This window comes from Paracoccus solventivorans (assembly GCF_900142875.1).
GTDB lineage: Bacteria > Pseudomonadota > Alphaproteobacteria > Rhodobacterales > Rhodobacteraceae > Paracoccus > Paracoccus solventivorans.
Map to the genome: position 1 here is coordinate 48,700 of NZ_FRCK01000004.1, position 22,793 is coordinate 71,492.

22 protein-coding genes are annotated in these 22,793 nt (G+C 69.7%); 19 read left to right on the forward strand and 3 right to left on the reverse strand.

Annotated elements, in window-relative coordinates; translation table 11 throughout:
• The first annotated feature begins 470 nt into the window (after window positions 1-470).
• From BUB57_RS08015 to mnhG, 6 genes are read left to right on the forward strand one after another with little or no spacing between them, the layout of a single operon-like run.
• Window positions 471-3,452 (forward strand): monovalent cation/H+ antiporter subunit A, encoded by a 2,982-nt coding sequence (locus tag BUB57_RS08015; RefSeq protein ID WP_073064975.1) that lies wholly within the window; start codon window positions 471-473, stop codon window positions 3,450-3,452.
• Window positions 3,452-3,796: a Na+/H+ antiporter subunit C gene (locus BUB57_RS08020; RefSeq protein ID WP_073064980.1), complete on the forward strand. Its 345-nt coding sequence runs from the start codon at window positions 3,452-3,454 to the stop codon at window positions 3,794-3,796. The genes BUB57_RS08015 and BUB57_RS08020 overlap by 1 nt, the downstream gene beginning before the upstream one ends.
• A complete protein-coding gene (locus BUB57_RS08025) occupies window positions 3,793-5,481 on the forward strand; it encodes a monovalent cation/H+ antiporter subunit D (protein ID WP_073064984.1) in 1,689 nt (562 codons plus the stop codon). Before BUB57_RS08020 ends, BUB57_RS08025 begins: the two co-directional genes overlap by 4 nt.
• Window positions 5,478-5,963 carry a Na+/H+ antiporter subunit E gene (locus BUB57_RS08030; protein WP_073064987.1) on the forward strand — a complete coding sequence of 162 codons (486 nt, stop codon included), beginning with the start codon at window positions 5,478-5,480 and terminating at the stop codon, window positions 5,961-5,963. The genes BUB57_RS08025 and BUB57_RS08030 overlap by 4 nt, the downstream gene beginning before the upstream one ends.
• Complete coding sequence (locus BUB57_RS08035) at window positions 5,960-6,241, forward strand: K+/H+ antiporter subunit F (RefSeq protein ID WP_073064992.1); 282 nt, start codon at window positions 5,960-5,962, stop codon at window positions 6,239-6,241. The genes BUB57_RS08030 and BUB57_RS08035 overlap by 4 nt, the downstream gene beginning before the upstream one ends.
• The gene (mnhG, locus tag BUB57_RS08040; RefSeq protein ID WP_073064995.1) at window positions 6,238-6,615 is read left to right on the forward strand and encodes a monovalent cation/H(+) antiporter subunit G; all 378 of its coding nucleotides are present in this window, start codon (window positions 6,238-6,240) and stop codon (window positions 6,613-6,615) included. The genes BUB57_RS08035 and mnhG overlap by 4 nt, the downstream gene beginning before the upstream one ends.
• Before the next feature lie 463 nt (window positions 6,616-7,078).
• On the opposite strand, the gene BUB57_RS08045 is transcribed toward mnhG, so the two are convergent.
• Window positions 7,079-7,993, reverse strand: a complete 915-nt coding sequence (locus BUB57_RS08045) for a LysR family transcriptional regulator (RefSeq protein ID WP_084732040.1) — start codon at window positions 7,991-7,993, stop codon at window positions 7,079-7,081.
• 112 nt (window positions 7,994-8,105) lie between these two features.
• Between BUB57_RS08045 and BUB57_RS08050 the strand changes: the two genes are divergently transcribed.
• From BUB57_RS08050 to BUB57_RS08105, 12 genes are all read left to right on the forward strand, one after another.
• Window positions 8,106-9,110 (forward strand): class 1 fructose-bisphosphatase, encoded by a 1,005-nt coding sequence (locus tag BUB57_RS08050; protein WP_073065001.1) that lies wholly within the window; start codon window positions 8,106-8,108, stop codon window positions 9,108-9,110.
• A 6-nt stretch (window positions 9,111-9,116) separates the two neighbouring features.
• Complete coding sequence (locus BUB57_RS08055; protein ID WP_073065004.1) at window positions 9,117-9,989, forward strand: phosphoribulokinase; 873 nt, start codon at window positions 9,117-9,119, stop codon at window positions 9,987-9,989.
• 3 nt (window positions 9,990-9,992) lie between these two features.
• Window positions 9,993-11,981 (forward strand): transketolase, encoded by a 1,989-nt coding sequence (gene tkt, locus BUB57_RS08060; protein WP_073065007.1) that lies wholly within the window; start codon window positions 9,993-9,995, stop codon window positions 11,979-11,981.
• Between the two features lie 3 nt (window positions 11,982-11,984).
• The gene (gene fba, locus BUB57_RS08065; RefSeq protein WP_073065010.1) at window positions 11,985-13,064 is read left to right on the forward strand and encodes a class II fructose-bisphosphate aldolase; all 1,080 of its coding nucleotides are present in this window, start codon (window positions 11,985-11,987) and stop codon (window positions 13,062-13,064) included.
• A gap of 48 nt (window positions 13,065-13,112) precedes the next feature.
• Window positions 13,113-14,576 carry a form I ribulose bisphosphate carboxylase large subunit gene (locus BUB57_RS08070; protein WP_073065014.1) on the forward strand — a complete coding sequence of 488 codons (1,464 nt, stop codon included), beginning with the start codon at window positions 13,113-13,115 and terminating at the stop codon, window positions 14,574-14,576.
• Window positions 14,577-14,586: 10 nt separating this feature from the next.
• Window positions 14,587-14,976, forward strand: a complete 390-nt coding sequence (locus tag BUB57_RS08075) for a ribulose bisphosphate carboxylase small subunit (RefSeq protein ID WP_073065017.1) — start codon at window positions 14,587-14,589, stop codon at window positions 14,974-14,976.
• A gap of 57 nt (window positions 14,977-15,033) precedes the next feature.
• Window positions 15,034-15,978: a CbbX protein gene (gene cbbX, locus BUB57_RS08080; protein ID WP_234952027.1), complete on the forward strand. Its 945-nt coding sequence runs from the start codon at window positions 15,034-15,036 to the stop codon at window positions 15,976-15,978.
• Window positions 15,968-16,657 (forward strand): ribulose-phosphate 3-epimerase, encoded by a 690-nt coding sequence (gene rpe, locus BUB57_RS08085; RefSeq protein ID WP_073065020.1) that lies wholly within the window; start codon window positions 15,968-15,970, stop codon window positions 16,655-16,657. Before cbbX ends, rpe begins: the two co-directional genes overlap by 11 nt.
• A complete protein-coding gene (locus BUB57_RS08090) occupies window positions 16,654-17,352 on the forward strand; it encodes an HAD-IA family hydrolase (RefSeq protein ID WP_073065023.1) in 699 nt (232 codons plus the stop codon). Before rpe ends, BUB57_RS08090 begins: the two co-directional genes overlap by 4 nt.
• A complete protein-coding gene (gene gph / locus BUB57_RS08095) occupies window positions 17,349-18,023 on the forward strand; it encodes a phosphoglycolate phosphatase (protein ID WP_073065026.1) in 675 nt (224 codons plus the stop codon). Before BUB57_RS08090 ends, gph begins: the two co-directional genes overlap by 4 nt.
• Window positions 18,024-18,148: 125 nt before the next feature.
• On the forward strand, window positions 18,149-19,459 hold the full coding sequence (locus tag BUB57_RS08100; RefSeq protein ID WP_073065028.1) for a histidine kinase: 1,311 nt from the start codon (window positions 18,149-18,151) through the stop codon (window positions 19,457-19,459).
• Complete coding sequence (locus BUB57_RS08105; protein ID WP_084732042.1) at window positions 19,456-20,112, forward strand: response regulator transcription factor; 657 nt, start codon at window positions 19,456-19,458, stop codon at window positions 20,110-20,112. Before BUB57_RS08100 ends, BUB57_RS08105 begins: the two co-directional genes overlap by 4 nt.
• Before the next feature lie 3 nt (window positions 20,113-20,115).
• Here BUB57_RS08105 and panC read toward each other — a convergent pair whose 3' ends face one another.
• Both panC and epmA read right to left on the reverse strand, forming a co-directional pair.
• Entirely contained in the window at window positions 20,116-20,952 is an 837-nt protein-coding gene (panC, locus tag BUB57_RS08110) for a pantoate--beta-alanine ligase (protein ID WP_073065031.1), read from the reverse strand.
• A gap of 87 nt (window positions 20,953-21,039) precedes the next feature.
• Window positions 21,040-22,077, reverse strand: coding sequence for an EF-P lysine aminoacylase EpmA (gene epmA, locus BUB57_RS08115; RefSeq protein WP_073065034.1), 1,038 nt, complete (start codon window positions 22,075-22,077; stop codon window positions 21,040-21,042).
• Window positions 22,078-22,154: 77 nt separating this feature from the next.
• Between epmA and efp the strand changes: the two genes are divergently transcribed.
• The gene (efp, locus tag BUB57_RS08120; RefSeq protein WP_073065038.1) at window positions 22,155-22,721 is read left to right on the forward strand and encodes an elongation factor P; all 567 of its coding nucleotides are present in this window, start codon (window positions 22,155-22,157) and stop codon (window positions 22,719-22,721) included.
• Window positions 22,722-22,793 lie beyond the last annotated feature (72 nt).

Sequence of the window (22,793 nt, forward strand, 5' to 3'; positions counted from 1 at the left end):
GCGCGCCGGGCAAAGCCGCGCAGACTGCAAAAGCCGCGCAAGATCACGGGCATCGCAGCCGCCGGGGCATCCGCCCGCCGCGCCGTGGGCCGGGTGCGGGCTGCGCCGGGCCGCTCCCCTTACCCCTTTTCCGGCCCGGCTTTCAGGTTTGTGACCCGCAGCTGCGGGACAACTGATTGACGGGCCGCCGGGCAGCTTGTAGCTCGAATGTCGAAGCGATTTCCGGCAGGTATTCTCTTGTAGCTGCACCCCGGCAGAGCGTTGCGCACATGCGCCGTCCGCCGCGGCACGATGGCAGGTGATCCCGCCGGGCCATGCCCGTTTCCGGCGTTCCCGCAGCGCCGTCCGGTGGTCGCGGTCCCGCATTCCGGGGCCGCCGGCCCCACCCGCCCGCCCCCGGCCCCCGGGCCGCCCCCAGACCCGCGCGCCCGCCGCGCCGCCGTGACGACGAAAGGCGACCGACCGGACATATGCTGGCCGAGAACCTGCTCTTGCTGCTTGCGGTGCTGCCCTTCATCGGGGCGGTTTCGGCTGTCACCATGCCGGTTTCGGCCCGCAACGCCGAGGTGGCGCTGGCGGGTTCGGTGATGGTCGCCGGGCTGCTGGCGCTGGCGGTGCTGTTCCAGGATGTCACGGCGGGGCAGGTGGTGTCGCGCAGCCTGAGCTGGGCGCCCTCGCTGGGGCTGGATGTCACGCTGCGGCTGGACGGGTTTTCCTGGCTGATGCTGCTGCTGGTCTACGGCATCGGGCTGCTGGTGGTGATCTATGCGCGCTATTACCTGGCGCCCTCGGACCCGGTGCCGCGGTTCTACGGCTTCCTGCTGGCCTTTGCCGGGTCGATGGTGGGGGTGCTGATCGCCGGCAACATCATCCTGATGGTGGTGTTCTGGGAACTGACCAGCCTGTTTTCGTTCCTGCTGATCGGCTACTGGCACCAGAACGCCGGCGCCCGCGACGGGGCCAGGACCGCGCTGGTGGTCACCGCCGCCGGCGGGATCGCGCTGCTGGCCGCCATGATCCTGCTGGGGCAGGCGGTGGGCAGCTACCAGCTGGACGACGTGCTGCGCGCGGGCGATCTGGTGCGCGGGCATCCGTGGTATCTGTGGATCTTGGGGCTGTTCCTGCTGGGCGCCTTCACCAAGTCGGCGCAGTTCCCGTTCCATTTCTGGCTGCCGAACGCCATGGCCGCGCCGACCCCGGTCAGCGCCTATCTGCACTCCGCCACCATGGTTAAGGCGGGGGTGTTCCTGCTGGTGCGGTTCTCGCCGGTGCTGGGGGCGACGGATGCGTGGTTCTGGGTCGTGGCCGGGACCGGCATGGTCACGCTGGTCATCGGCGCGGTGATCGCGACCTGGCGCAACGACCTGAAAGGGCTGCTCGCCTATTCCACGATCAGCCATCTGGGGCTGATCACCGCACTGGTCGGGATGGGCAGCGGCACCGCCATCGTCGCCGCGATCTTCCACATCATGAACCACGCGGTCTTCAAGGCCTCGCTGTTCATGGGGGCGGGGATCATCGACCATGAGACCGGCACCCGCGACCTGCGCAAGCTGTCCGGGCTGCGCCACGCCATGCCGCGCACGGCGCTGCTGGCGATCGTCGCCGCCGCCGCCATGGCGGGGGTGCCGCTGCTCAACGGCTTCCTGTCCAAGGAAATGTTCTTTGCCGAGGCCGCCGACTGGCACAACGGCACCTGGCTGGACCGCTGGCTGCCCTATATCGCCACCTTTGCCAGCGTGTTCAGCGTCGCCTATTCGCTGCGCTTCATCGCAGCGGTGTTCTTTGGCCCGCTGGCCACCGACCTGCCCAAGGAACCGCACGAGCCTCCGGTCTGGATGCGCCGCCCGGTCGAGCTGCTGGTCGCCATCGTGCTGCTGGTCGGCTTCTGGCCCGAGGCACTGATCGGCGCCATCCTGCAATCGGGGGTGCTGGCGGTGCTGGGCGATACCGCGCCCCGCTACAGCCTGGCGCTGTGGCACGGCTTCAACACCCCACTGAAGATGAGCCTGACCGCGCTGGTGCTGGGGGCGCTGTTCTATTTCCTGTTCTCCAGACGGCTGTCGCAGGCGAACGAGGCGCCGGGCTTCCTCAGCCTGCTGCGCGGGCAGCAGATCTTCGACCGGCTGATGCTGGTGGTGACGCGGAAATGGCCGGTGTTCCTGTCGCGCGTCACCGGCAGCAACCGGCTGCAGGTGCAGCTGCGGCTGGTGGTGCTGCTCAGCCTGTCCGCGGCGGCCTGGGCGCTGTGGGGGGCGGGCCGGCTGGTGCCGCGCGGGCTGTGGGACCGGATGGACCCGGGCTTCGCGCTGCTGTGGCTGGCCGGGATCGCCTGCGCCATCGGGGCGGCGGCGCTGGCCAAGTATCACCGCTTTGCGGCGCTGGCGCTGCTGGGGGGCGCGGGGCTGGTCACGGCGATGACCTTTGCCTGGTTTTCCGCCCCCGACCTGGCGGTGACGCAGCTGCTGGTCGAGATCATCACCACCGTGCTGCTGCTGCTGGGGCTGCGCTGGCTGCCCAAGCGCCTGCAGGAGATCGAGGGCGACAAGCGCCTGCCGGCCCGCACCCGCCGCGCCATCGACCTGGTGATCGCGGCCGCCTGTGGGGCCGGGGTCGCGGCCATCGCATTCGCCGTGATGACCGTGCCGCCGGGGCTCTCCATCGGCGACTGGTTCCGCCGCAACGCCTATGCCGAGGGCGGCGGCACCAACGCGGTCAACGTGATCCTGGTGGATTTCCGCGCCTTCGACACTATGGGCGAGATCACCGTGCTGGGGATCGTGGCGCTGACCTGCTATGCGCTGCTGCGCCGCTTCCGCCCGGCCCCGGAAAGCGTGGCCCAGCCCTCGCAGCAGACCTTCAACGAACTGCCCCCCCTCGACCCCGGGCGCGAGGCCGCGGCCGAGCCGACCCGCCGCGACCAGATGATGATGATCCCGGCGATCATCATGCAGTGGATGTTCCCGGTGTCGGTGGCGATCGCGGCCTATCTGTTCCTGCGCGGCCACGACCTGCCGGGCGGGGGCTTTGCCGCCGGCGTCGCCTTCGCCATCGGGCTGCTGCTGCAATATCTGGCGACCGACGTGCGCTGGATCGAAAGCCGCATCACCATCCTGCCGGTGCGCTGGATCGGGCTGGGGCTGATGATCGCCGCCGGCACCGGCATGGGCGCCTTCCTGTTCGGCTATCCGTTCCTGACCGCCCACGCGCAATATGTGGAGCTGCCGCTGATCGGCCCGGTGCCGGCGGCGACTGCCATGGTCTTTGACCTGGGGGTGTTCGCGGTGGTGGTCGGCTCGACCGTGCTGATGCAGATCGCCATCGCCCACCAGTCGCTGCGCTCGGCCCGCCTGCGCGCGCGCGAAGCTGCCGACGCCGCCGACCCGGTCGCCGCGGCCGAGGAACGCGAGAACCGCATCGAGGAACAGGCGCACCAGCAGGAGGGCGCGTGATGGAACTGACCCTGTCGCTGGGCATCGGGGTGCTGGTCGGATCCGGCGTCTGGCTGGCGCTGCGGCCGCGGACCTTCCAGGTCATCGTCGGTCTGTGCCTGCTGTCCTACGGCGTCAACCTGTTCATCTTTGCCATGGGGCGGCTGGTCACCGGCGCCGCCCCGATCATGCCCAAGGGCGGCTTCGTGAACCCCGACCGCTATGCCGACCCGGTGCCGCAGGCGCTGGTGCTGACCGCCATCGTCATCGGCTTTGCCACCACGGCGCTGTTTCTGGTGGTGATCATGGCCTCGCGCGGGCTGACCGGCACCGACCACGTCGACGGGAAGGAGCGCGAGCAGTGACGCCTCCGCCCCACATCATCGTGCTGCCGATCCTGATCCCGCTGATCGCGGGTGCGATCATGCTGATGTACGACGAACGCCAGCGCCGGCTGAAGCTGGGGCTGGGGCTGATCTCCTGCGTGCTGCAGCTGGGGGTGGCGATCGCGCTGATCCTGCGGGCCGGCGGCTCGTCCGAGCTGGGGCGCAACATCGTCACCCTGTATCTGCTGGGGGACTGGCCCTCGCCCTATGGCATCGTGCTGGTGCTGGACCGGCTGTCGGCGCTGATGCTGCTGCTGACCTCGGTGGTGGCGCTGCCGGCGCTGATCTATGCGGGCGCGGGCTGGCACCGCAACGGCCAGCATTTCAACGCGCTGTTCCAGTTCCTGCTGATGGGGGTGAACGGGGCGTTCCTGACCGGCGACCTGTTCAACCTGTTCGTGTTCTTCGAGGTGATGCTGGCGGCCTCCTACGGGCTGCTGCTGCACGGCTCGGGGCGCGTCCGGGTTGGGGCGGGGCTGCATTACATCGCGGTCAACCTGCTGGCGGCGATGCTGTTCCTGCTGGGGGTGGCGCTGATCTACGGCACCACCGGCACGCTGAACATGGCCGATCTGGCCACCCGCATCCCGCGGCTGTCCGAGGCCGACCGCCCGATGATCCACGCCGCCGCCGCGCTGCTGTCGGGGGCGTTCCTGATCAAGGCAGCGATGTGGCCGCTGTGCTTCTGGCTGCCCAACGCCTATGGCGCCGCCGCCCCGCCGGTGGGCGCGGTGTTTTCGCTGCTGACCAAGGTCGGCGCCTATGTGATCATCCGGCTGGGCCTGCTGCTGTTCGGCCCGGCGGCGGGCGAATCGGCGGGCTTCGGCGCGCAGGTGCTGGCGATGGGGGGCATGGCCACCATGGCCTATGGCTCGCTCGGGGTGCTGGCGGCGCAGGACCTGGGGCGGATGACCGGCAATCTGGTGCTGGTGTCCTCGGGGACGCTGCTGGCGGTGGCGGGGCTGGCGATGATCTACGACGACGCGCCGATGCTGACCGGGGCGCTCTACTACATGTTCGCCTCGACCCTGGGGCTGGCGGCGCTGTTCCTGCTGGCCGAGCCCATCGGCCGCAAGGAAGAGGGCATCGCCGGGCTGCTGGCGGTCACCGCCGAGGTCTACGGCCTCGACCCCGAGGAAGACGATGACGAGCCCCGGGAAGAGGGCACCGCCATCCCCGGCGCCACCGCGCTGCTGGGCATGGCGTTCCTGGTCTGCGTGCTGGTGGTGGCCGGGCTGCCGCCGCTGGCCGGGTTCCTGGGCAAGTTCGGGATGCTGTCGGGCGCGGTGCAGCGCGCCTGGACCCTGCCGGGGATGTGGGGGCACTGGGCCTTTGTGGTGCTGCTGATCCTGTCGGGGCTCTGCACGCTGATCGCGCTGATGCGCTGGGGGATCCAGAGCCTGTGGGCCAATGGCGAGGACCCGCCCCTGCCGGTGATGGAGGCGCTGCCGATCCTGATGCTGGTCGGCACCGTCGCGCTGCTGACCGTGCAGGCGGAACCGGCGCTGCGCTATCTGGACCGCACCGCCAACGCCCTGACCGAAAACGCCGTCTATATCGGCGGCGTGATGACCGCCCCCCCGGTCGGCCCCGAGGCGCTGGCCTCCGACGCCCCCGACTCCGACACGGCCGAGCCCCCCGCCCCGGGCGAGGTGCAGCCATGACGCTGTTCCCACATCCGCTGGTGTCTGCCGTCATCGCGCTGCTGTGGCTGGTGCTGACCGAGGTCTCGGCCGGGCAGCTGCTGCTGGCAGCGATCGTGGCGGTGCTGGCGGGGCTGGCCTATCGGCGGCTGACCCCGGACCCGATCCGGGTGCGCCGCCCGCGCCAGATCCTGCGGCTGTTCCTGCGGGTCGGCGGCGACATCATCCGCTCGAACATCGCGGTGGCGCGGCTGATCGTGACCCAGGGCCGCGACCACCGCCGCCGCGCCGGCTTCGTGCATATCCCGCTGGAGCTGACCAACCAGCACGCGCTGGCGATCCTTGCCATGATCGTCACCGCCACCCCCGGCACCGCCTGGATCGAATACGACCCGCGCGAGGGGCGGCTGCTGCTGCATGTCTTCGACCTGCTCGAATCCGACGACTGGGTGGATATCATCAAGTCCCGATACGAATCGCTGCTGCTGGAGATCTTCGAATGAGCGCGACCCTGCTTTCGGCGGTGCTGGTGTTTTCGCAGGTCTGCCTGGCGGTGGCGCTGCTCTTGGCGGTGATCCGGGCGCTTTACGGGCCACGGGCACAGGATCGCGTGCTGGGGCTCGATTCCGCCTATGTCTGCGCCATGCTGCTGCTGGTGGTCGCCGGAATGTATCACGGCACCGTCTATCAGTTCGAGGCGGCGCTGGTCATCGGCACGCTGGGCTTCGTCGCCACCACGGCGATGGGCAAGTTCCTGATGCGCGGCGAGGTGATCGAATGAGCCATCTCGACCAGATCCACCCGCTGATCGCGGTGCTGATCGCGCTGTTCGTGCTGATCGGCACGGTGCTGACGCTGCTGGGCACCGTCGGGCTGCTGCGGCTGGGCAGCTTCTACGAACGGCTGCACGCGCCGACGCTGGGGGTCAGCTGGGGGACGGCGGGAATCCTGGTCGGATCGGTGCTGATGTATTCGACGCTGGGCTCGCGCCCGGTGATCCACGAGCTGTTCCTGGGCATCATGATGATGGTGACCGCGCCGGTCACGCTGATGGTGCTGGGCCGCGCCGCCCTGCACCGCGACCGCGCCGAGGGCCGCCCGCCCCCCGGCAGCGACGCCCCCGGCCACCCGCTGAAACGCGGCACGGAGCGCTGAGGGGGCCATCCGCCGGGGCCCGCCTCTCGCATCCCAGCTCAGCCGCGTCCGCATCCGCGCGCCTGCGCCAGCCGCGCTCGCCTCACGAATCTGCCCACCCGCTGTCGCTGCACCTGCTCGCCCGCGTCCGCGTCCGCGCGCCCTCTTCGCCTTCTCCGGCACGGCGCACCTCGCCACTGCCTCACCCGGCGCCGCACCCCTGCAATGCCGCCCGGCGCCGACGCCACCGACACCGACACCCTCCGCACCCCGGCTGCGCACCGCCCCGGACCCGTTGCGCCCCACCGCCTTCCCGCCGCGTCCCCTCGACACCTATTCACTAGAAGGCCCTCTTCCCCGCATCCGCCTCGCTTATCCTCCGCACCCACGCCGGCCCAACCTCTGCCCCTGCCCCCGCCATGGACTTCTTTCTGGCCCAAATACCCCTGCCGAAGGCAGGCCGGGCCCTGCCCGGTCTTCCCGCTCACGCCGCCGGCAGGAACCGTCCCTCGCGCGACAGGATATCCTGCCAGACGGTGCCCGCGGCGCCGGTGGGCGGTGTGTCCTCGCGGTGCAGCAGGAACCAGCGGCGGATGATCGGCAGGTCGGGCCGGCGCAGCGCCACCAGCCGCCGCGACTTCAGTTCGTCGGCGACGGTGTGGGCAGAAATCAGCGCGATTCCCAGCCCGGCCATGACCGCCTGCTTGATCGTTTCGTTTGAATCCATCTCGATGGCGGCGTAGCTCTGCCCCTCGCCCAGCCGGTCGAGGAAGCGCTGCGCCAGCAGCCGCGTGCCCGACCCCGGCTCGCGCAGGATCAGCGGCTCGGCCAGAATCGCCTGCGCCGGCACCTCGGGCAGGACGGCCAGCGGATGCGCGGGGGGCGCGATCAGCACATGCGGGTGCGGGCCGATGTCGGCGGCGGTCACGCGGGGTTCGCGCGGGGGGCGGCCGGTGATCGCCATGTCCACGGTGCCGTCGCGCAGCGCCGCCACCACCCAGTCGCGGTTGCCGACCCGCAGGATGATCTCGATCCCCGGCAGGCTGCGGCCCAGCTCGGCCACCAGCGCGGGAACGAAATACTTGGCGGTCGAGACCACCGCCAGCACCACCCGCCCGGCGCGCCCCTGCTGCAGCGCCTCGATGTCGCCCAGCGCCGCCCGCAGCGCCGCATCGGCGCGGCGCGCGCCCAGCAGCAGCGCCTCGCCCGCCGGGGTGGGCTGGAAGGCGTGGGCGCCGTCGCGAAACACCAGCGCCGCCCCGACCGCATCCTCGAGCACCCGCAGCTGGCTGTGCACCGCCGGCGCGGTCAGCCCCAGCGCCTGCGCCGCCCCGGTGATCGAGCGCGCCTGCGCCACCGCATCCAGCGCACGCAGCTGCCGCAGGGTGATGGCTTCCAACCGTGGATTCAATTTTTCGGAACCATTCTTTTACATTATTAAATTTAACTATGCTTACACCGCCCGCATGATCAATCCAGAAATCACGTCGGTCTGGGGAGGAGAGCGGACGATGACAGCAGCCGAGGATATCGGTCTGGCCGATCTGGCCACGCAGCCCGAGGTGGCCGAGGTGATCCGCACCCTGGCCCGCGTGGCCCGCGAGCTGTCGCGCCGCATCGCCCGCGGCCCGCTGGAACGCCACGGCGCCACCGTCGGCGAAAACAGCGACGGCGACAGCCAGAAGGCGCTGGACCTGATCGCCGACCGCGCGGTGTTCGCGGCGCTGCAGGGCGCGCCGGTGCGCTGGTATGCCTCCGAGGAACGCGACGAGGTGGTGCCCCTGACCCCGGGCGCGCCGCTGGCGCTGGCGATCGACCCGCTGGACGGGTCCTCGAACATCGACGTCAACATGTCGATCGGCACCATCTTTTCCATCCTGCCGGCGCAGGACGATCCGCTGGCCTCGTTCCTGCGCCCGGGGCGCGAGCAGCTGGCGGCGGGCTATGTGATCTACGGGCCGCAGACCGCGCTGGTGCTGACGCTGGGCCGGGGCACCGCGCTGTGGGTGCTGGACCCGGAAACCGGGCGGTTCGAGCCGGCGGGGCCGCTGGCGATCCCGCAACGGTCGAACGAATTCGCGATCAACGTCTCGAACTATCGGCACTGGGCGCCGCCGGTGCGGGCCTATATCGACGACTGCCTGGCAGGAGAAACCGGGCCGCGCGACAAGAACTTCAACATGCGCTGGGTGGCCTCGCTGGTGGCGGAAACCCATCGCATCATCACCCGCGGCGGCATCTTCCTGTATCCGGCCGACGCGCGGCGCGGCTACGACCACGGCCGGCTGCGCCATGTCTATGAATGCGCGCCCATCGCGCTGCTGGTGGAACAGGCGGGGGGTGCGGCCACCGACGGCTGCGACCCGATCCTCGACCTTGTGCCGCAGGCGCTGCACGAACGCACGCCGCTGGTTTTCGGCACCCCCGTCAAGGTGCATCGCGTCGCCGCCTATCACGACCTTCCGCACGAGGAAGTCGCCGCCCTTTTCGGCCAACGCGGCCTCTTCCGGCAGTAGGATCCCATGAGCAAGAAGCATCCCATCATCTCGGTCACCGGCAGTTCCGGCGCGGGCACCAGCACCGTCAAGGCCACCTTCGACCAGATCTTCCGGCGCGAGGGCATCCGCGCCGTCTCGATCGAGGGCGACGCCTTCCACCGCTACGACCGCGCCGCGATGAAGGACGAGCTGGCGCGGCGCACCGCCGCCGGGGACAACACCTTCAGCCATTTTTCCATCGACGCCAACGAGCTGGAAAGGCTGGAGGACATCTTCCGCATCTACGGCGAAACCGGCCGCGGCCAGACCCGCCACTATGTCCACGACGACCGCGAATCGGAACGCTGGGGCGCGGCGCCCGGCAGCTTCACGCCCTGGGCCGATTTCGAGGACGGCAGCGACCTGCTGTTCTACGAAGGGCTGCACGGCGCGGTGAAAACCCCCGCCATCGACATCGCCCGGCACGCGGATCTGAAGATCGGGGTGGTGCCGGTCATTAACCTGGAATGGATCCAGAAGATCCACCGCGACAAGGCCAGCCGCGGCTATTCGACCGAGGCGGTGACCGATGTGATCCTGCGGCGGATGCACGATTATGTGCATGTGATCACACCCCAGTTCACCCAGACCGACATCAATTTCCAGCGGGTGCCGGTGGTCGACACCTCGAACCCGTTCATCGCGCGCTGGATCCCGACCCCGGACGAAAGCCTGGTGGTGATCCGCTTCAAAAACCCGCGGGGGATCGACTTCGCCTATCTGACCCAGATGATCCAGGGCTCGTGGATGAGCCGGGCGAACTCGATCGTCATTCCGGGGCCCAAGATGGACCTGGCAATGCAGCTGATCCTGACGCCGATGGTCCAGCGCCTTGTCGAAACCGCGCGGAGGGCCTGAGCCATGAACGCACCCACCAGTTTCGAAGCCACCACCCGCGCGATGGCGAACGCGATCCGGGCGCTGACCATGGACGCGGTGCAGGCTGCGAACTCGGGGCATCCGGGGATGCCGATGGGCATGGCGGATGTGGCGGCAGTGCTGTTCCGGCGCTTCGTGACGCTGGACCCCGCCGATCCGCAATGGCCCGACCGCGACCGTTTCGTGCTGTCGGCGGGGCATGGCTCGATGCTGCTTTACGCGGTCAACCACCTGCTGGGCTATGCCGACATGCCGGCCGAGGAGCTCAAGCGCTTCCGCCAGCTGGGCGCGCGCACCGCCGGGCATCCCGAATACGGCCATGCCGCGGGGGTCGAGGTCACCACCGGGCCGCTGGGCCAGGGGCTGGCCACGGCCGTCGGCATGGCGCTGGCGGAACGCATGGCGAATGCCCGCTGGGGCGACGCGCTGGTCGATCACCGGACCTGGGTCATCGCCGGCGACGGCTGCCTGATGGAGGGGATCAGCCACGAGGCCATCGACCTGGCCGGGCATCTGGGGCTGGGCCGGCTGGTGGTGCTGTGGGACGACAACCGCATCACCATCGACGGCGGCACCGAGCTGTCCACCTCGACCGACCAGATGGCGCGGTTCGCGGCCGCGGGCTGGCATACGGTGGCCTGCGACGCCCACGACCCGGGCGGCATCGCCGCGGCGATCCAGGCGGCGCAGGAGGACCCGCGCCCGTCGCTGGTCGCCTGCCGCTCGGTCATCGGCTGGGGGGCGCCGAACAAGCAGGGCAGCCCCGATTGCCACGGCGCGCCGCTGGGAGCCGAGGAAATCGCCGCCGCCCGCGCGCATCTTGAATGGCCGCACGCGCCGTTCGAGATCGACCCCGCCGTGCGCGACGCCTGGCAGGCGATCGCGCGCCGCGGTGCGCAGGCCCGCGCGGCATGGCAGGCGCGCCACGCCGCCCACCCCGACCGGGAGGGCTTCGACGAGGCGCAGTCCCGCGGCGGGCTTGAGGTGCTGGACGCCGCCATGGCCCGGCACAAGGCGCGGCTGCTGGCCGACCGCCCCAGCATCGCCACCCGCAAGGCGTCGGAGCTGGCGCTGGCGGTGGTCAACGCGGCGCTGCCCGACACGGTGGGCGGCTCGGCCGACCTGACCGGCTCGAACCTGACGCGCAGCGCGGGGATGCGACTAGTGACGCGGGCGGATTACGGTGGGCGTTATATCCATTACGGCATCCGCGAACACGGGATGGCCGCTGCGATGAACGGCATCGCGCTGCATGGCGGCTTCCGCCCCTATGGCGGGACCTTCCTGGCCTTTGCCGATTATTCGCGTCCGGCGATCCGGCTGGCGGCGCTGATGGGGGTGCCGGTCACCCATGTGATGACCCACGACTCCATCGGGCTGGGCGAGGATGGCCCGACCCACCAGCCGGTCGAGCATCTCGCCTCGCTGCGGGCAATCCCGAACCTGACGGTAATCCGCCCCGCCGATGCGGTGGAAACCGCGGAAAGCTGGGAAATCGCCATGGAAGCCACCGATGGCCCGGTGCTGCTGGCGCTGTCGCGGCAGAACCTGCCCACGCTGCGCGACCGGGCCGACCGCAACCTGACGGCGCTTGGGGCCTATTGTCTCCGCGACCCCGGCGACCGTCAGGCCACGCTGATCGCCACCGGGTCCGAGGTGGAAATCGCGCTGGCCGCCGCCGATCTGCTGGCCGAACAGGGCATCATCGCCGCCGTGGTCAGCGCCCCCAGCTTCGAGCTGTTCGCGGCCCAGCCCGCGGATTACCGCGCCGCGGTGCTGGGCGATGCCCCGCGCGTGGGCGTTGAGGCCGCGATCCGGCAGGGCTGGGACGGGGCGATCCTGCGCACCACCGACGGCTTTGTCGGCATGACCGGCTTTGGCGCCTCGGCCCCCGCCCCCGATCTTTACCGGCATTTCGGGATCACGGTCGAGGCCGTGGCAGATGCCGCCCGCAACCTCATCACGGAGTGACCCATGGCCCTTATCACGCTGCGACAGCTGCTGGACCACGCCGCCGAACATGGCTACGGCGTCCCCGCCTTCAACATCAACAACATGGAACAGGGGCTCGCCATCGTGAAGGCGGCGGCCCAGACCGACGCGCCGGTGATCCTGCAGGCCAGCCGCGGCGCGCGCAGCTACGCCGGCGACATCATGCTGCGCCACATGGTGCAGGCGCTGGCCGAGATGAACCCGACCGTCCCGATCTGCCTGCATCAGGACCACGGCAACAACCTGGCCACCTGCATGTCCGCGATCCGCCACGGCTTTACCAGCGTGATGATGGACGGATCGCTGCACGAGGACATGAAGACCCCCGCCGACTATGACTATAACGTCGCGGTGACCGCCCGGGTGGCCGAGGCCGCCCACGCCGTCGGCGCCTCGGTCGAGGGCGAGCTGGGGGTGCTGGGCAGCCTCGAAACCGGCGAAGCCGCGGCCGAGGACGGCTCGGGCGCCGAGGGCAAGCTGGACGAAAGCCAGCTGCTGACCGACCCCGATCAGGCGGTGGATTTCGTCATGCGGACGAAATGCGACGCGCTGGCGATTGCCTGCGGCACCTCGCACGGCGCCTACAAGTTCACTCGCCAGCCTGACGGCGAGATCCTGGCGATGCATGTGATCGAGGCGATCCACCAGCGCCTGCCCGGCACGCATCTGGTGATGCACGGCTCATCCTCGGTCCCGCAGTATCTGCAGGATCTGATCAACCAGAACGGCGGCGAGATGCCCCAGACCTGGGGCGTCCCGGTCGAAGAGATCGAGCGCGGCATCCGCATGGGCGTGCGCAAGGTCAACATCGACACCGACTGCCGCATGGCGATGACCGGCCAGTTCCGCCGCATCGCCCGCGAGAACCCGGCCGAGTTCGACCCGCGCAAGTTCCTGATCCCGGCGATGGACGAGCTGACCGCCCTGTGCCGCGACCGCTTCGAGCGCTTCGGCACCGCCGGCCACGCCAGCCGCATCAAGGTCATCCCGATGGACGAAATGGCGAAACGCTATGCCGCGGGGACGCTGAACCCCGCCAACGCGGCGGCGAAAGCCGCCTGAGGGCCAGCAATCACCGCGGCCAAGGCCGCATCAGGGGAGGAAACACCCATGAACGAGATGAGCACCACCGAAATCACCGACAAGAAGAAACGCTATCAGGCCGGCGTGCTGAAATACGCGCAGATGGGCTATTGGGACGGCGATTACCAGCCCAAGGACACCGACCTGCTGGCGCTGTTCCGCATCACCCCGCAGGATGGCGTCGACCCGATCGAGGCGGCGGCGGCGGTGGCGGGCGAAAGCTCGACCGCGACCTGGACCGTGGTCTGGACCGACCGGCTGACCGCCTGCGACCAGTATCGGGCGAAAGCCTACAAGGTCGAACCGGTGCCGGGCCAGCCGGGGCAGTATTTCTGCTATGTCGCCTATGACCTGATCCTGTTCGAGGAAGGGTCCATCGCCAACCTGACCGCATCCATCATCGGCAACGTGTTTTCGTTCAAGCCGCTGCTGGCGGCGCGGCTGGAAGACATGCGGCTGCCGGTGGCCTACTGCAAGACCTTCAAGGGCCCGCCCACCGGCATCGTGGTGGAACGCGAGCGGCTGGACAAGTTCGGCCGCCCGCTCTTGGGCGCCACCACCAAGCCCAAGCTGGGGCTGTCGGGCAAGAACTACGGCCGCGTCGTCTATGAGGGGCTCAAGGGCGGGCTCGACTTCATGAAGGACGACGAGAACATCAACTCGCAGCCCTTCATGCACTGGCGCGACCGCTTCCTTTACGTGATGGAGGCGGTGAACCTGGCCACCGCCCAGACCGGCGAGGTCAAGGGCCATTACCTGAACATCACCGCCGGCACGATGGAGGAGATGTATCGCCGTGCCGAGTTCGCCAAGTCGCTGGGCAGCGTGATCGTGATGGTGGACCTGATCATCGGCTATACCGCGATCCAGTCGATTTCCGAATGGTGCCGGCAGAACGACATGATCCTGCACCTGCACCGCGCCGGCCACGGCACCTACACGCGGCAGAAGAACCACGGCATCAGCTTCCGCGTGATCGCCAAGTGGATGCGGCTGGCGGGGGTGGACCATATCCACGCCGGCACCGCGGTCGGCAAGCTGGAAGGCGACCCGATGACCGTGCAGGGGTTCTACAACGTCTGCCGCGAGACCCATAACGCCGTCGATCTGCCGCGCGGGCTGTTCTTTGACCAGGACTGGGGCGACATCAGAAAGGTGATGCCGGTCGCCTCGGGCGGGATCCACGCCGGGCAGATGCACCAGCTGCTGGACCTGTTCGGCGACGACGTGGTGCTGCAGTTCGGCGGCGGCACCATCGGCCACCCGATGGGCATCCAGGCCGGCGCCACCGCCAACCGCGTCGCGCTGGAAGCCATGGTCAAGGCCCGCAACGAGGGCGTGGACATCGCCAACGAAGGCCCCGAAGTCCTGCGCCGCGCCGCCAAATGGTGCAAGCCGCTGGAGGCCGCGCTGGATGTGTGGGGCAACATCACCTTCAACTACAGCTCGACCGACACCTCGGACTTTGTTCCCACCGCCAGCGTTTCGTGAGGAGGATCAGATGCGCATCACCCAGGGCTGCTTCAGCTTCCTGCCCGACCTGACCGATGAGGAGATCAGCGCCCAGGTCGAATACTGCCTTGCCCGCGACTGGGCCATCGGCATCGAATACACCGACGAGCCGCACCCGCGGAACACCTTCTGGGAGATGTGGGGCAACCCCATGTTCGACCTGAAGGACGCCAAGGGCGTGATGATGGAGCTGGAGGACTGCCGCAAGGCCAACCCCGACAGCTATATCCGCATGAACGCCTTCGACAACGCCCGCGGGCTGGAAACGGTGACGATGAGCTTCATCGTCCACCGCCCGGCGGTCGAGCCGCGGATCATCATGCGCCGGACCGAGGTGGACGGGCGCTCGATCCGCTACACCCATGAGGTGGCGCGCTAGGCGGCGCGGTCGCACCGGGGGCTTCGCGCCCCCGGGCCCCCGCGGGATATTTTCATGATGAAGATGGAGCCAGCGATGGACGAGGTAGCGCCTGTAAGCATCGACCTGCGGGCCGAGTATGAAGAATCCGGCGTGCGCGAGGTCCTGGACGAGCTGGACCGCGAGCTGATCGGGCTGGCCCCGGTCAAGAGCCGCATCCGCGAGACCGCGGCGCTGCTGCTGGTGGACCGCGCCCGCGCCCGGCTGGGGCTGAGCCACGACACCCCCACCCTGCACATGAGCTTCACCGGCAACCCCGGCACCGGCAAGACCACCGTCGCGCAGAAGATGGCCGGGCTGCTGCACCGGCTGGGCTATGTGCGCAAGGGCCATCTGGTCAGCGTCACCCGCGACGATCTGGTCGGCCAGTACATCGGCCACACCGCCCCCAAGACCAAGGAGGTGCTGAAAAAGGCCATGGGGGGCGTGCTGTTCATCGACGAGGCCTATTATCTCTACAAGCCCGACAACGAACGCGATTACGGGCAAGAGGCGATCGAGATCCTGCTGCAGGTGATGGAAAATAACCGCGACGACCTGGTGGTGATCATGGCCGGCTATGCCGACCGCATGGACCGGTTCTTTTCCGCCAACCCGGGGTTCCGCTCGCGCATCGCCCATCACATCGACTTTCCCGACTATACCGACGACGAACTGGGCCGCATCGCCGGCGCCATGCTGGACGCGCAGGGCTATCGGCTGGATCCGGGCGCGCAGGCGGCGATGGCGGAATATGTCACCCTGCGCCGGGCGCAGCCGCATTTCGCCAATGCGCGGTCGATCCGCAATGCGCTGGACCGGGCGCGGCTGCGGCAGGCGAACCGGCTGTTCACGCAGGATCGGCCCGTGACGGCGGACGATCTGTGCATTATCACTGCCCCCGACCTCAGGGCGAGCCGGGTGTTTTCCGGCGGGCTCGACCCCGACTCTGGCCGCAGCAAGGACGATGCCCATGGACTTTGACCGCTCGATCAAGATCGCCCCCTCGATCCTCTCGGCCGATTTCGCCGATTTCGGCCGCGAGATCCGCGCGGTCGAGGATCAGGGCGCCGACTGGGTGCATGTGGACGTGATGGACGGGCATTTCGTCCCCAACATTACCTTTGGCCCGCCCGCGGTGGCGGCGTTCCGCAAGCATGTGCGCACGGTGATGGACGTGCATCTGATGATCGCCCCGGTCGATCCCTATATCGACGCCTTTGCCAGGGCCGGCGCCGACATCATCACCGCCCATGTCGAGGCCGGGCCGCATATCCACCGCACCCTGCAGGCGATCCGCGGCGCGGGCGCCCGCGCGGGCGTGGCGCTGAACCCGGGCACTCCGGCGGAATCGGTCGAACATCTGCTGGACCTGGCCGATCTGGTCTGCGTGATGACGGTGAACCCGGGGTTCGGCGGGCAAAAATTCATCGACATGACCGACAAGGTGCGCCGCCTGCGCGCGATGATCGGCGACCGCCCCGTGCATATCGAGATCGACGGCGGCGTCGATCCGACCACCGCGCCGGCTCTGGCGCGGGCCGGGGCGGATGTGCTGGTCGCGGGCTCGGCGGTGTTCCGGGGCGGATCGGTGTCGAACAGCGCGCCCTATGGCGAGAACATCGCCGCGATCAGGGCGGCGGCCGAAGGCGCGCTGGGATGACGCTGCGGGCGATCATCTTCGACGTGGACGGCACCCTGGCCGAGACCGAGGAGCTGCATCGCCGCGCCTTCAACGACTGCTTTGCCGCGCAGGGGCTGGGCTGGCACTGGGACCAGCACCGCTATCGCGAGCTGCTGCGCGTCACCGGCGGCAAGGAACGCATCGCCCACGACCTGGCCGACCGCGGAATCGACCCCGCCGCCCATGACATCCCCGCGCTGCACCGCGCCAAGACCGAGCGCTATACCGCGCTGATGGCGGGGGGCGAGATCGCGCTTCGCCCGGGGATCGCGGCGCTGATCGCCTCGGCCCGGGCGGGCGGCCTGCGTCTAGCCATCGCCACCACCACCAGCCGCCCGAATATCGACGCGCTGATCCGCGCCACCATGGGGCGCGACGCCTCCGAGGTGTTCGACGTGATCGCCGCGGGCGACGAGGTGGCGGCAAAGAAACCCGCCCCCGACGTGTATCTGCTGGCGCTGCGGCGGCTGGGCCTGCCCGCCGCCCACGCCGTGGCGCTGGAGGATTCGCTGAACGGGCTGCTGTCGGCCCGGGCGGCGGGGCTGCGCTGCGTGGTCTCGCCCGCCACCTATACGCGGGGCGATGCCTTCCCGGACGACTGCCCGCTGGTGGCGGATTTCACCGATATCTCCACGCCCGCGGCGCTGGAAATGCTGCTGAGGGAGCCGGCATGATCCTGATTTTCGACCTGGACGGCACGCTGATCGACAGCGCCCCCGACATCCACCAGACCTCGAACGAGGTGCTGGCGGCCGAGGGGCTGGCGCCACTGGACCTGCCCACGGTGCGCAGCTTCATCGGCCGCGGCGTGCCGCATCTGGTCGAGCGGCTGCTGGGCGCGCATGGCATCGCGGACCCCGTGCGCACGGCGCGGCTGATCGCCGCCTTTGGCGCGCGTTACGAAGATGCGGTGGCGCTGACCCGCCCCTATGACGGCGTGGCCGCGGCGCTGACGGCGCTGGCGGCGCAGGGGCATGTGCTGGGCATCTGCACCAACAAGCCGGTGGCGCCGGCGCGGGCGGTGCTGCGGCATCTGGGGTTGCTGGACCATTTCGCCGCGATCATCGGCGGTGACAGCGCCCCCCAGCGCAAGCCCGACCCGGAACCCCTGCATCTGGCGATCGCAGCCTGCGGCGGCGGGCCCGCACTTTACATCGGCGACAGCGAGGTCGACGCCACCTGCGCCGCCGCCGCCGGGGTGGCGCTGATCCTGCACACCCAAGGCTATCGCAAGACCGCCCCCGAGGCGCTGCCGCATGTGGCGCTGTTTGCCGATTTCGCGGAACTGCCGGGGATCGTGGCCGAGCTTGCGGCCGACCACGCGGGGCAGAAGGCGCTGGCCTGACGCTCGCCCCCGCTGCCGCGCGGCTGTCGCCCATGGCTTGCGGCGCGTTCGCCGCGCCCTCCTCGTCCGCCCTGTGGCCGCCCCACCTGTTGCCGCCGCCGCCCCCTGCGTGGCACAGTCCCGCCATGTCGCTGACCGCTCGCATCGTGGTGCTGGTTCTGGCCGTGCAGCTGGCGCTGGTCGCGGCGCTGGGGCTGCTCTTGGCCGCCAATGCGCGCGAGGCGGTGGCGGCCGAGGTCGCGGCCTCGATGCGCTCGGCGCGCGAGTTGGTGCTGACCACGGTCGCGGCGCTGATCGACACCGTCCCGGGCGAGCAACTGCCCGCGACGCTGGCCGAGCGGGTGATCGAGCCGCGCCACGCCCGCATCCTGGTCTATGACGCCGCCAGCGGGCGCATGGCTTCGCCCCGCAACGCCACGCCGCGGCCCGAGCCGGCGCCCGAGTGGTTCACCCGCCTGCTGGCGCCGCGGGTCCAGTCCACGCAGCTGCAGGTGGTGGAAAACCACACGATCCGCGGGCTGGCGATGATCTCGGGCGATCCGGCGGCGGAAATCGCCAAGGTCTGGGACGATGCGCGCACGCTTTCCGGGCTGCTGGCGCTGGCCGGGCTGGCGCAGCTGGCGCTGATCTGGGCGATCCTGCGAGCCGGGCTGCGGCCGCTGTCGCGGGTCTCAACGGTGCTGGACCGGCTGGCGGGGGGCGATCTGTCGGCGCGTGCGGGACGGGTGCGCACCCCCGATCTGGCGCCGCTGGCCGCCGATGTGGACCGGCTGGCGCAGGCGCTGGCGGATGCGCAGGCCGACCGCGCGCGGCTGTCGCGGCAGGTGGTGGGGCGCGGCGACCAGGAACGCGCCGCCATCGCCCGCGACCTGCATGACGAATACGGCCCCTGCCTGTTCGCGCTGCGGGTTGAGGCCGGGGCGATCCGCGATGCCGCCCCCGACGCTGCCATCCGCGACCATGCCGAAAACATCCTGACCATCGCCGACCAGATCCGGCAGGTGAACAGCGCGTTGCTGTCAGGGCTGCGGCCGATGGCGCTGGGGCAGCTGCCGCTGGCCACGGTGCTGGCGGACCTGTTCGACGACCTCGCCCAGCGGCACGAAAGCATCCGCTGGACGCTAACCCTGCCCCCCGAGCTGCCCGAGCCGGACGAGGCCACCGCCCTGACGATCTACCGCATCCTGCAAGAGGGCACGACCAATGCCCTGCGCCATGCCGGCGCCACGCGCATCAGCGCCGCCGTGGACCACACTCCCCAAGGCTGGACCGTGCGCCTGTCCGACGACGGCCTTGGCCTGCGCGGCGCGGCCGAGGGCAACGGCCTGTCGGGGATGCGTGAACGCGTGGGCCTGCTGGGCGGCAGTTTCGACGTGCAGGACGGGGCGCGAGGTGTCACACTCTGCGCGAGATTGCCGGACCAGACCGACCCATGACCAACACCGCCCCCGATCCCGAACCCGCCCCCCAACCCGCCCGCACCGCCATGGTGGTGGACGACCACCCGATCACCCATCTGGGCTGCGGGCGGCTGCTGGCCGATCTGGGATATGGGCGCGTGCTCAAGGCCATGTCGGGGGACGAGGCGCTGGCGCTGCTGGGCCAGCATCAGCCGCAGGTGGTGGTGCTGGACATCTCGCTGCCCGGCACCGGCGGTCTGGCGCTGATCGCGCCGATCCTGGAACGCTCGCCCGACAGCGCGATCCTGATGTTTTCCATGAACGACCAGCCCGGTTTCGCCGCCCGTGCGCTGGCCGAGGGCGCGCATGGCTTCCTGTCCAAGAACGCCCCGCCCGAAGAGTTCGGCACCGCCATCCGCGCGCTCGAGTCGGGAGAGTTCTACCTGCCCCCCCGCATGGCACTGGCCCTGGCGACGCGGCAGGCAGGGTCCGACCGTTCCGCCGCGCTGACCGCGCGCGAGGACGAGGTGCTGACCCTGATCGGCAAGGGTCTGGCGCTGCAGCAGGTCGCCGACCGGCTGGGGGTCAGCTACAAGACCGTCGCCAACGCCGCCTCAACGCTGAAGCGCAAGCTGGGAGTGTCGAACATGACCGGGCTGATCCGCCACGCGGTGGAACGCGAGCGGTAACGCCTAGACCGCGATATTGTCGATCAGCCGCACCGGCCCCAGCCAGGCCGCGGCCAGCAGCCGCGCGGGGCGGTTCAGCCGGTCCAGCGGCACCAGCGTTTCTGGATCGCGCAGGTCCAGATATTCGACCTGCCGGAACCCGGCGGCGGTGATCTGGTCCCGCGCCTGCGCCAGCACCTGCGCCGCATCCTCGCCCGCCCGCAACCGCAGCGCCGCCGCCGCCATGGCGCGATGCAGCGCCGGCGCGATGGCGCGGTCCTCGGCCGACAGCCGGGCATTGCGCGAGGACAGCGCCAGCCCGTCATCCTCGCGCAGGGTCGGGCAGCCGCTGATTGTTGTGGGAATGTTCAGGTCGGCGACCATGCGGCGCACGATCTGCAACTGCTGCCAGTCCTTTTCGCCAAAGAACGCCCGGTCGGCGCCGGTCATCAGCAGCAGCTTGGCTACCACCGTCGCCACCCCGTCGAAATGCCCGGGCCGGAAATCGCCGCACATGCCGCGGGAAAGCCCCTCGACCCGGACCGAGGTGGCGAAACCTTGGGGATAGACCTCGTCCACCGGCGGCATGAACAGCAGATCGACGCCGCGCGGGCCAAGGACGGCGCGGTCGCTGTCCTCGTGGCGGGGGTAGTTGGCCAGATCCTCGGCATTGTCGAACTGCCGCGGGTTCACGAACAGGGTGACGATCACCCGGTCGCAGGCAGCGCGCGCCGCCTCGACCAGCGACAGATGCCCCGCGTGCAGCGCGCCCATCGTCGGCACCACCGCCACGGTTTCACCCCGACCCCGCCAGTCGGCGACATGGCCGCGCAAATCCGCGACGCTGCGCGCCACCTGCATTTCACCCATGATCGCCCCCTTTGTCCCGCAGACGCGGGTGACAGGCCACAGCGGCGCGGAAAACGCAACGGAAAATCCCGCGGCCGGTCAGGGGACCGGGGTCCACATCACGTCGTCGATCCGCGGCGCGGCGGTGGAAAGCATCACCAGCCGGTCGAAGCCCAGCGCGATGCCGCTGGAGGGCGGCATGATCGCCAGCGCCGCCAGCAGATCCTCGTCCAGCGGATAGGTCTCGCCGTAGACCCGCGATTTCTCCGCCATCTCGGCCTGAAACCGGCGGCGCTGCTCGGCAGGGTCGGTCAGCTCGCCGAAGCCGTTGGCGAGCTCGACCCCGCAGGCGTAAAGCTCGAACCGCTCGGCCACGCGCGGGTCGTCGGGGGCGCGGCGGGCCAGCGCGGCCTCGGGGGCGGGATAGCGGTCGAGGATGGTGGCGCGGCCGTGGCCCAGATGCGGCTCGACATGGGTGACGAGGATGCGCGACAGAATGTCGGACCAGCCGTCATCCGCCGCCACCCGCAAACCCGCGGCGCGCGCCTGCCGGGCCAGAGCGTCGCGGTCGGTCGCGCCATCCGCGCCCACCGTGGCCAGCAGGTCGACCCCGGCATGGCGCTGGAACGCCTCGGCCACCGACAGCCGTTCCGGGGCGGCGAACGGATCGCAGACGTGGTCGCGAAACCGCAGCTCCGACGCGCCGGAGGCCGTCGCCGCCAGCGCCAGCAGCGCGGCGCAGTCCTCCATCAGCACCTCATACCCCTCGCCCACCCGATACCATTCCAGCATGGTGAACTCGGGGCTGTGCAGGGGGCCGCGCTCGCGGTTGCGCCAGACATGGGCAAAGGCGGCAATGCGGGTCTCGCCCGCGGCCAGCAGCTTTTTCATCGCGAATTCGGGGCTGGTATGCAGATACAGCCGCCGCGCCTGCCCGTCGTTGCCGATGGCGTCGGTGGCGAAGCCGTGCAGATGCGCCTCGTTCCCCGGGCTGGCGGCCAAGGCGGCGGGATCGACTTCGGTGAAGCCCTCGGCCTCCAGCCAGCCGCGGAAGGCGCGCTGGATGCGCCCGCGCGCCGCCAGCAGCGGACGCCGATCTGCGTGGCGGGCCGGGTCCCACCAGGGTGTTTCCGTCATCTCTGGAGATTTCCGCTGAACTGCGCTAAGGAACGCGGCAATAATTCCCACATTCTCAGATCGCAAGAAAGACGCCAGTGAAAGTCATCGCATCGAGCCTGCGCAAGGGCAACGTCGTCGAGCTGGACGGCAAACTGTATGTCGTGCTGACCGCCCAGAACTTCCACCCCGGCAAGGGCACCCCGGTGACCCAGGTCGACATGCGCCGCATTTCCGACGGCACCAAGGTCAGCGAACGCTGGCGCACCACCGAGCAGGTCGAGCGCGCCCATGTCGACGAACGCGCCTATGACTATCTGTACGAGGACGGCGAGGGCTTCCACTTCATGGAGCCGGAAACCTACGAACAGGTCGTCGCGCCGGCCGAGATGATCGGCGACCAGAAAGCCTATCTGCAGGAAGGGATGCGGGTGTTCCTGCAGGTGTTCGAGGGCGCACCGATCGCCATGGAACTGCCGCAGAAGATCACCGTCGAGGTGGTCGAGACCGAGCCGGTGGTCAAGGGCCAGACCGCCTCGTCGTCCTACAAGCCGGCGGTGGTGGACAACGGGCTGCGGGTGATGGTGCCGCCCCATATCGGCGCGGGTACCCGCATCGTGATCAACACCGAGGACAATTCCTACGTGGAACGCGCCAAGGACTGACGCGTCCACCCTGGCGGCGCCGCCTTCGCTGCGCCGTGGCTTGGGTATTTGGACCAGAAAGAAGACATTGGC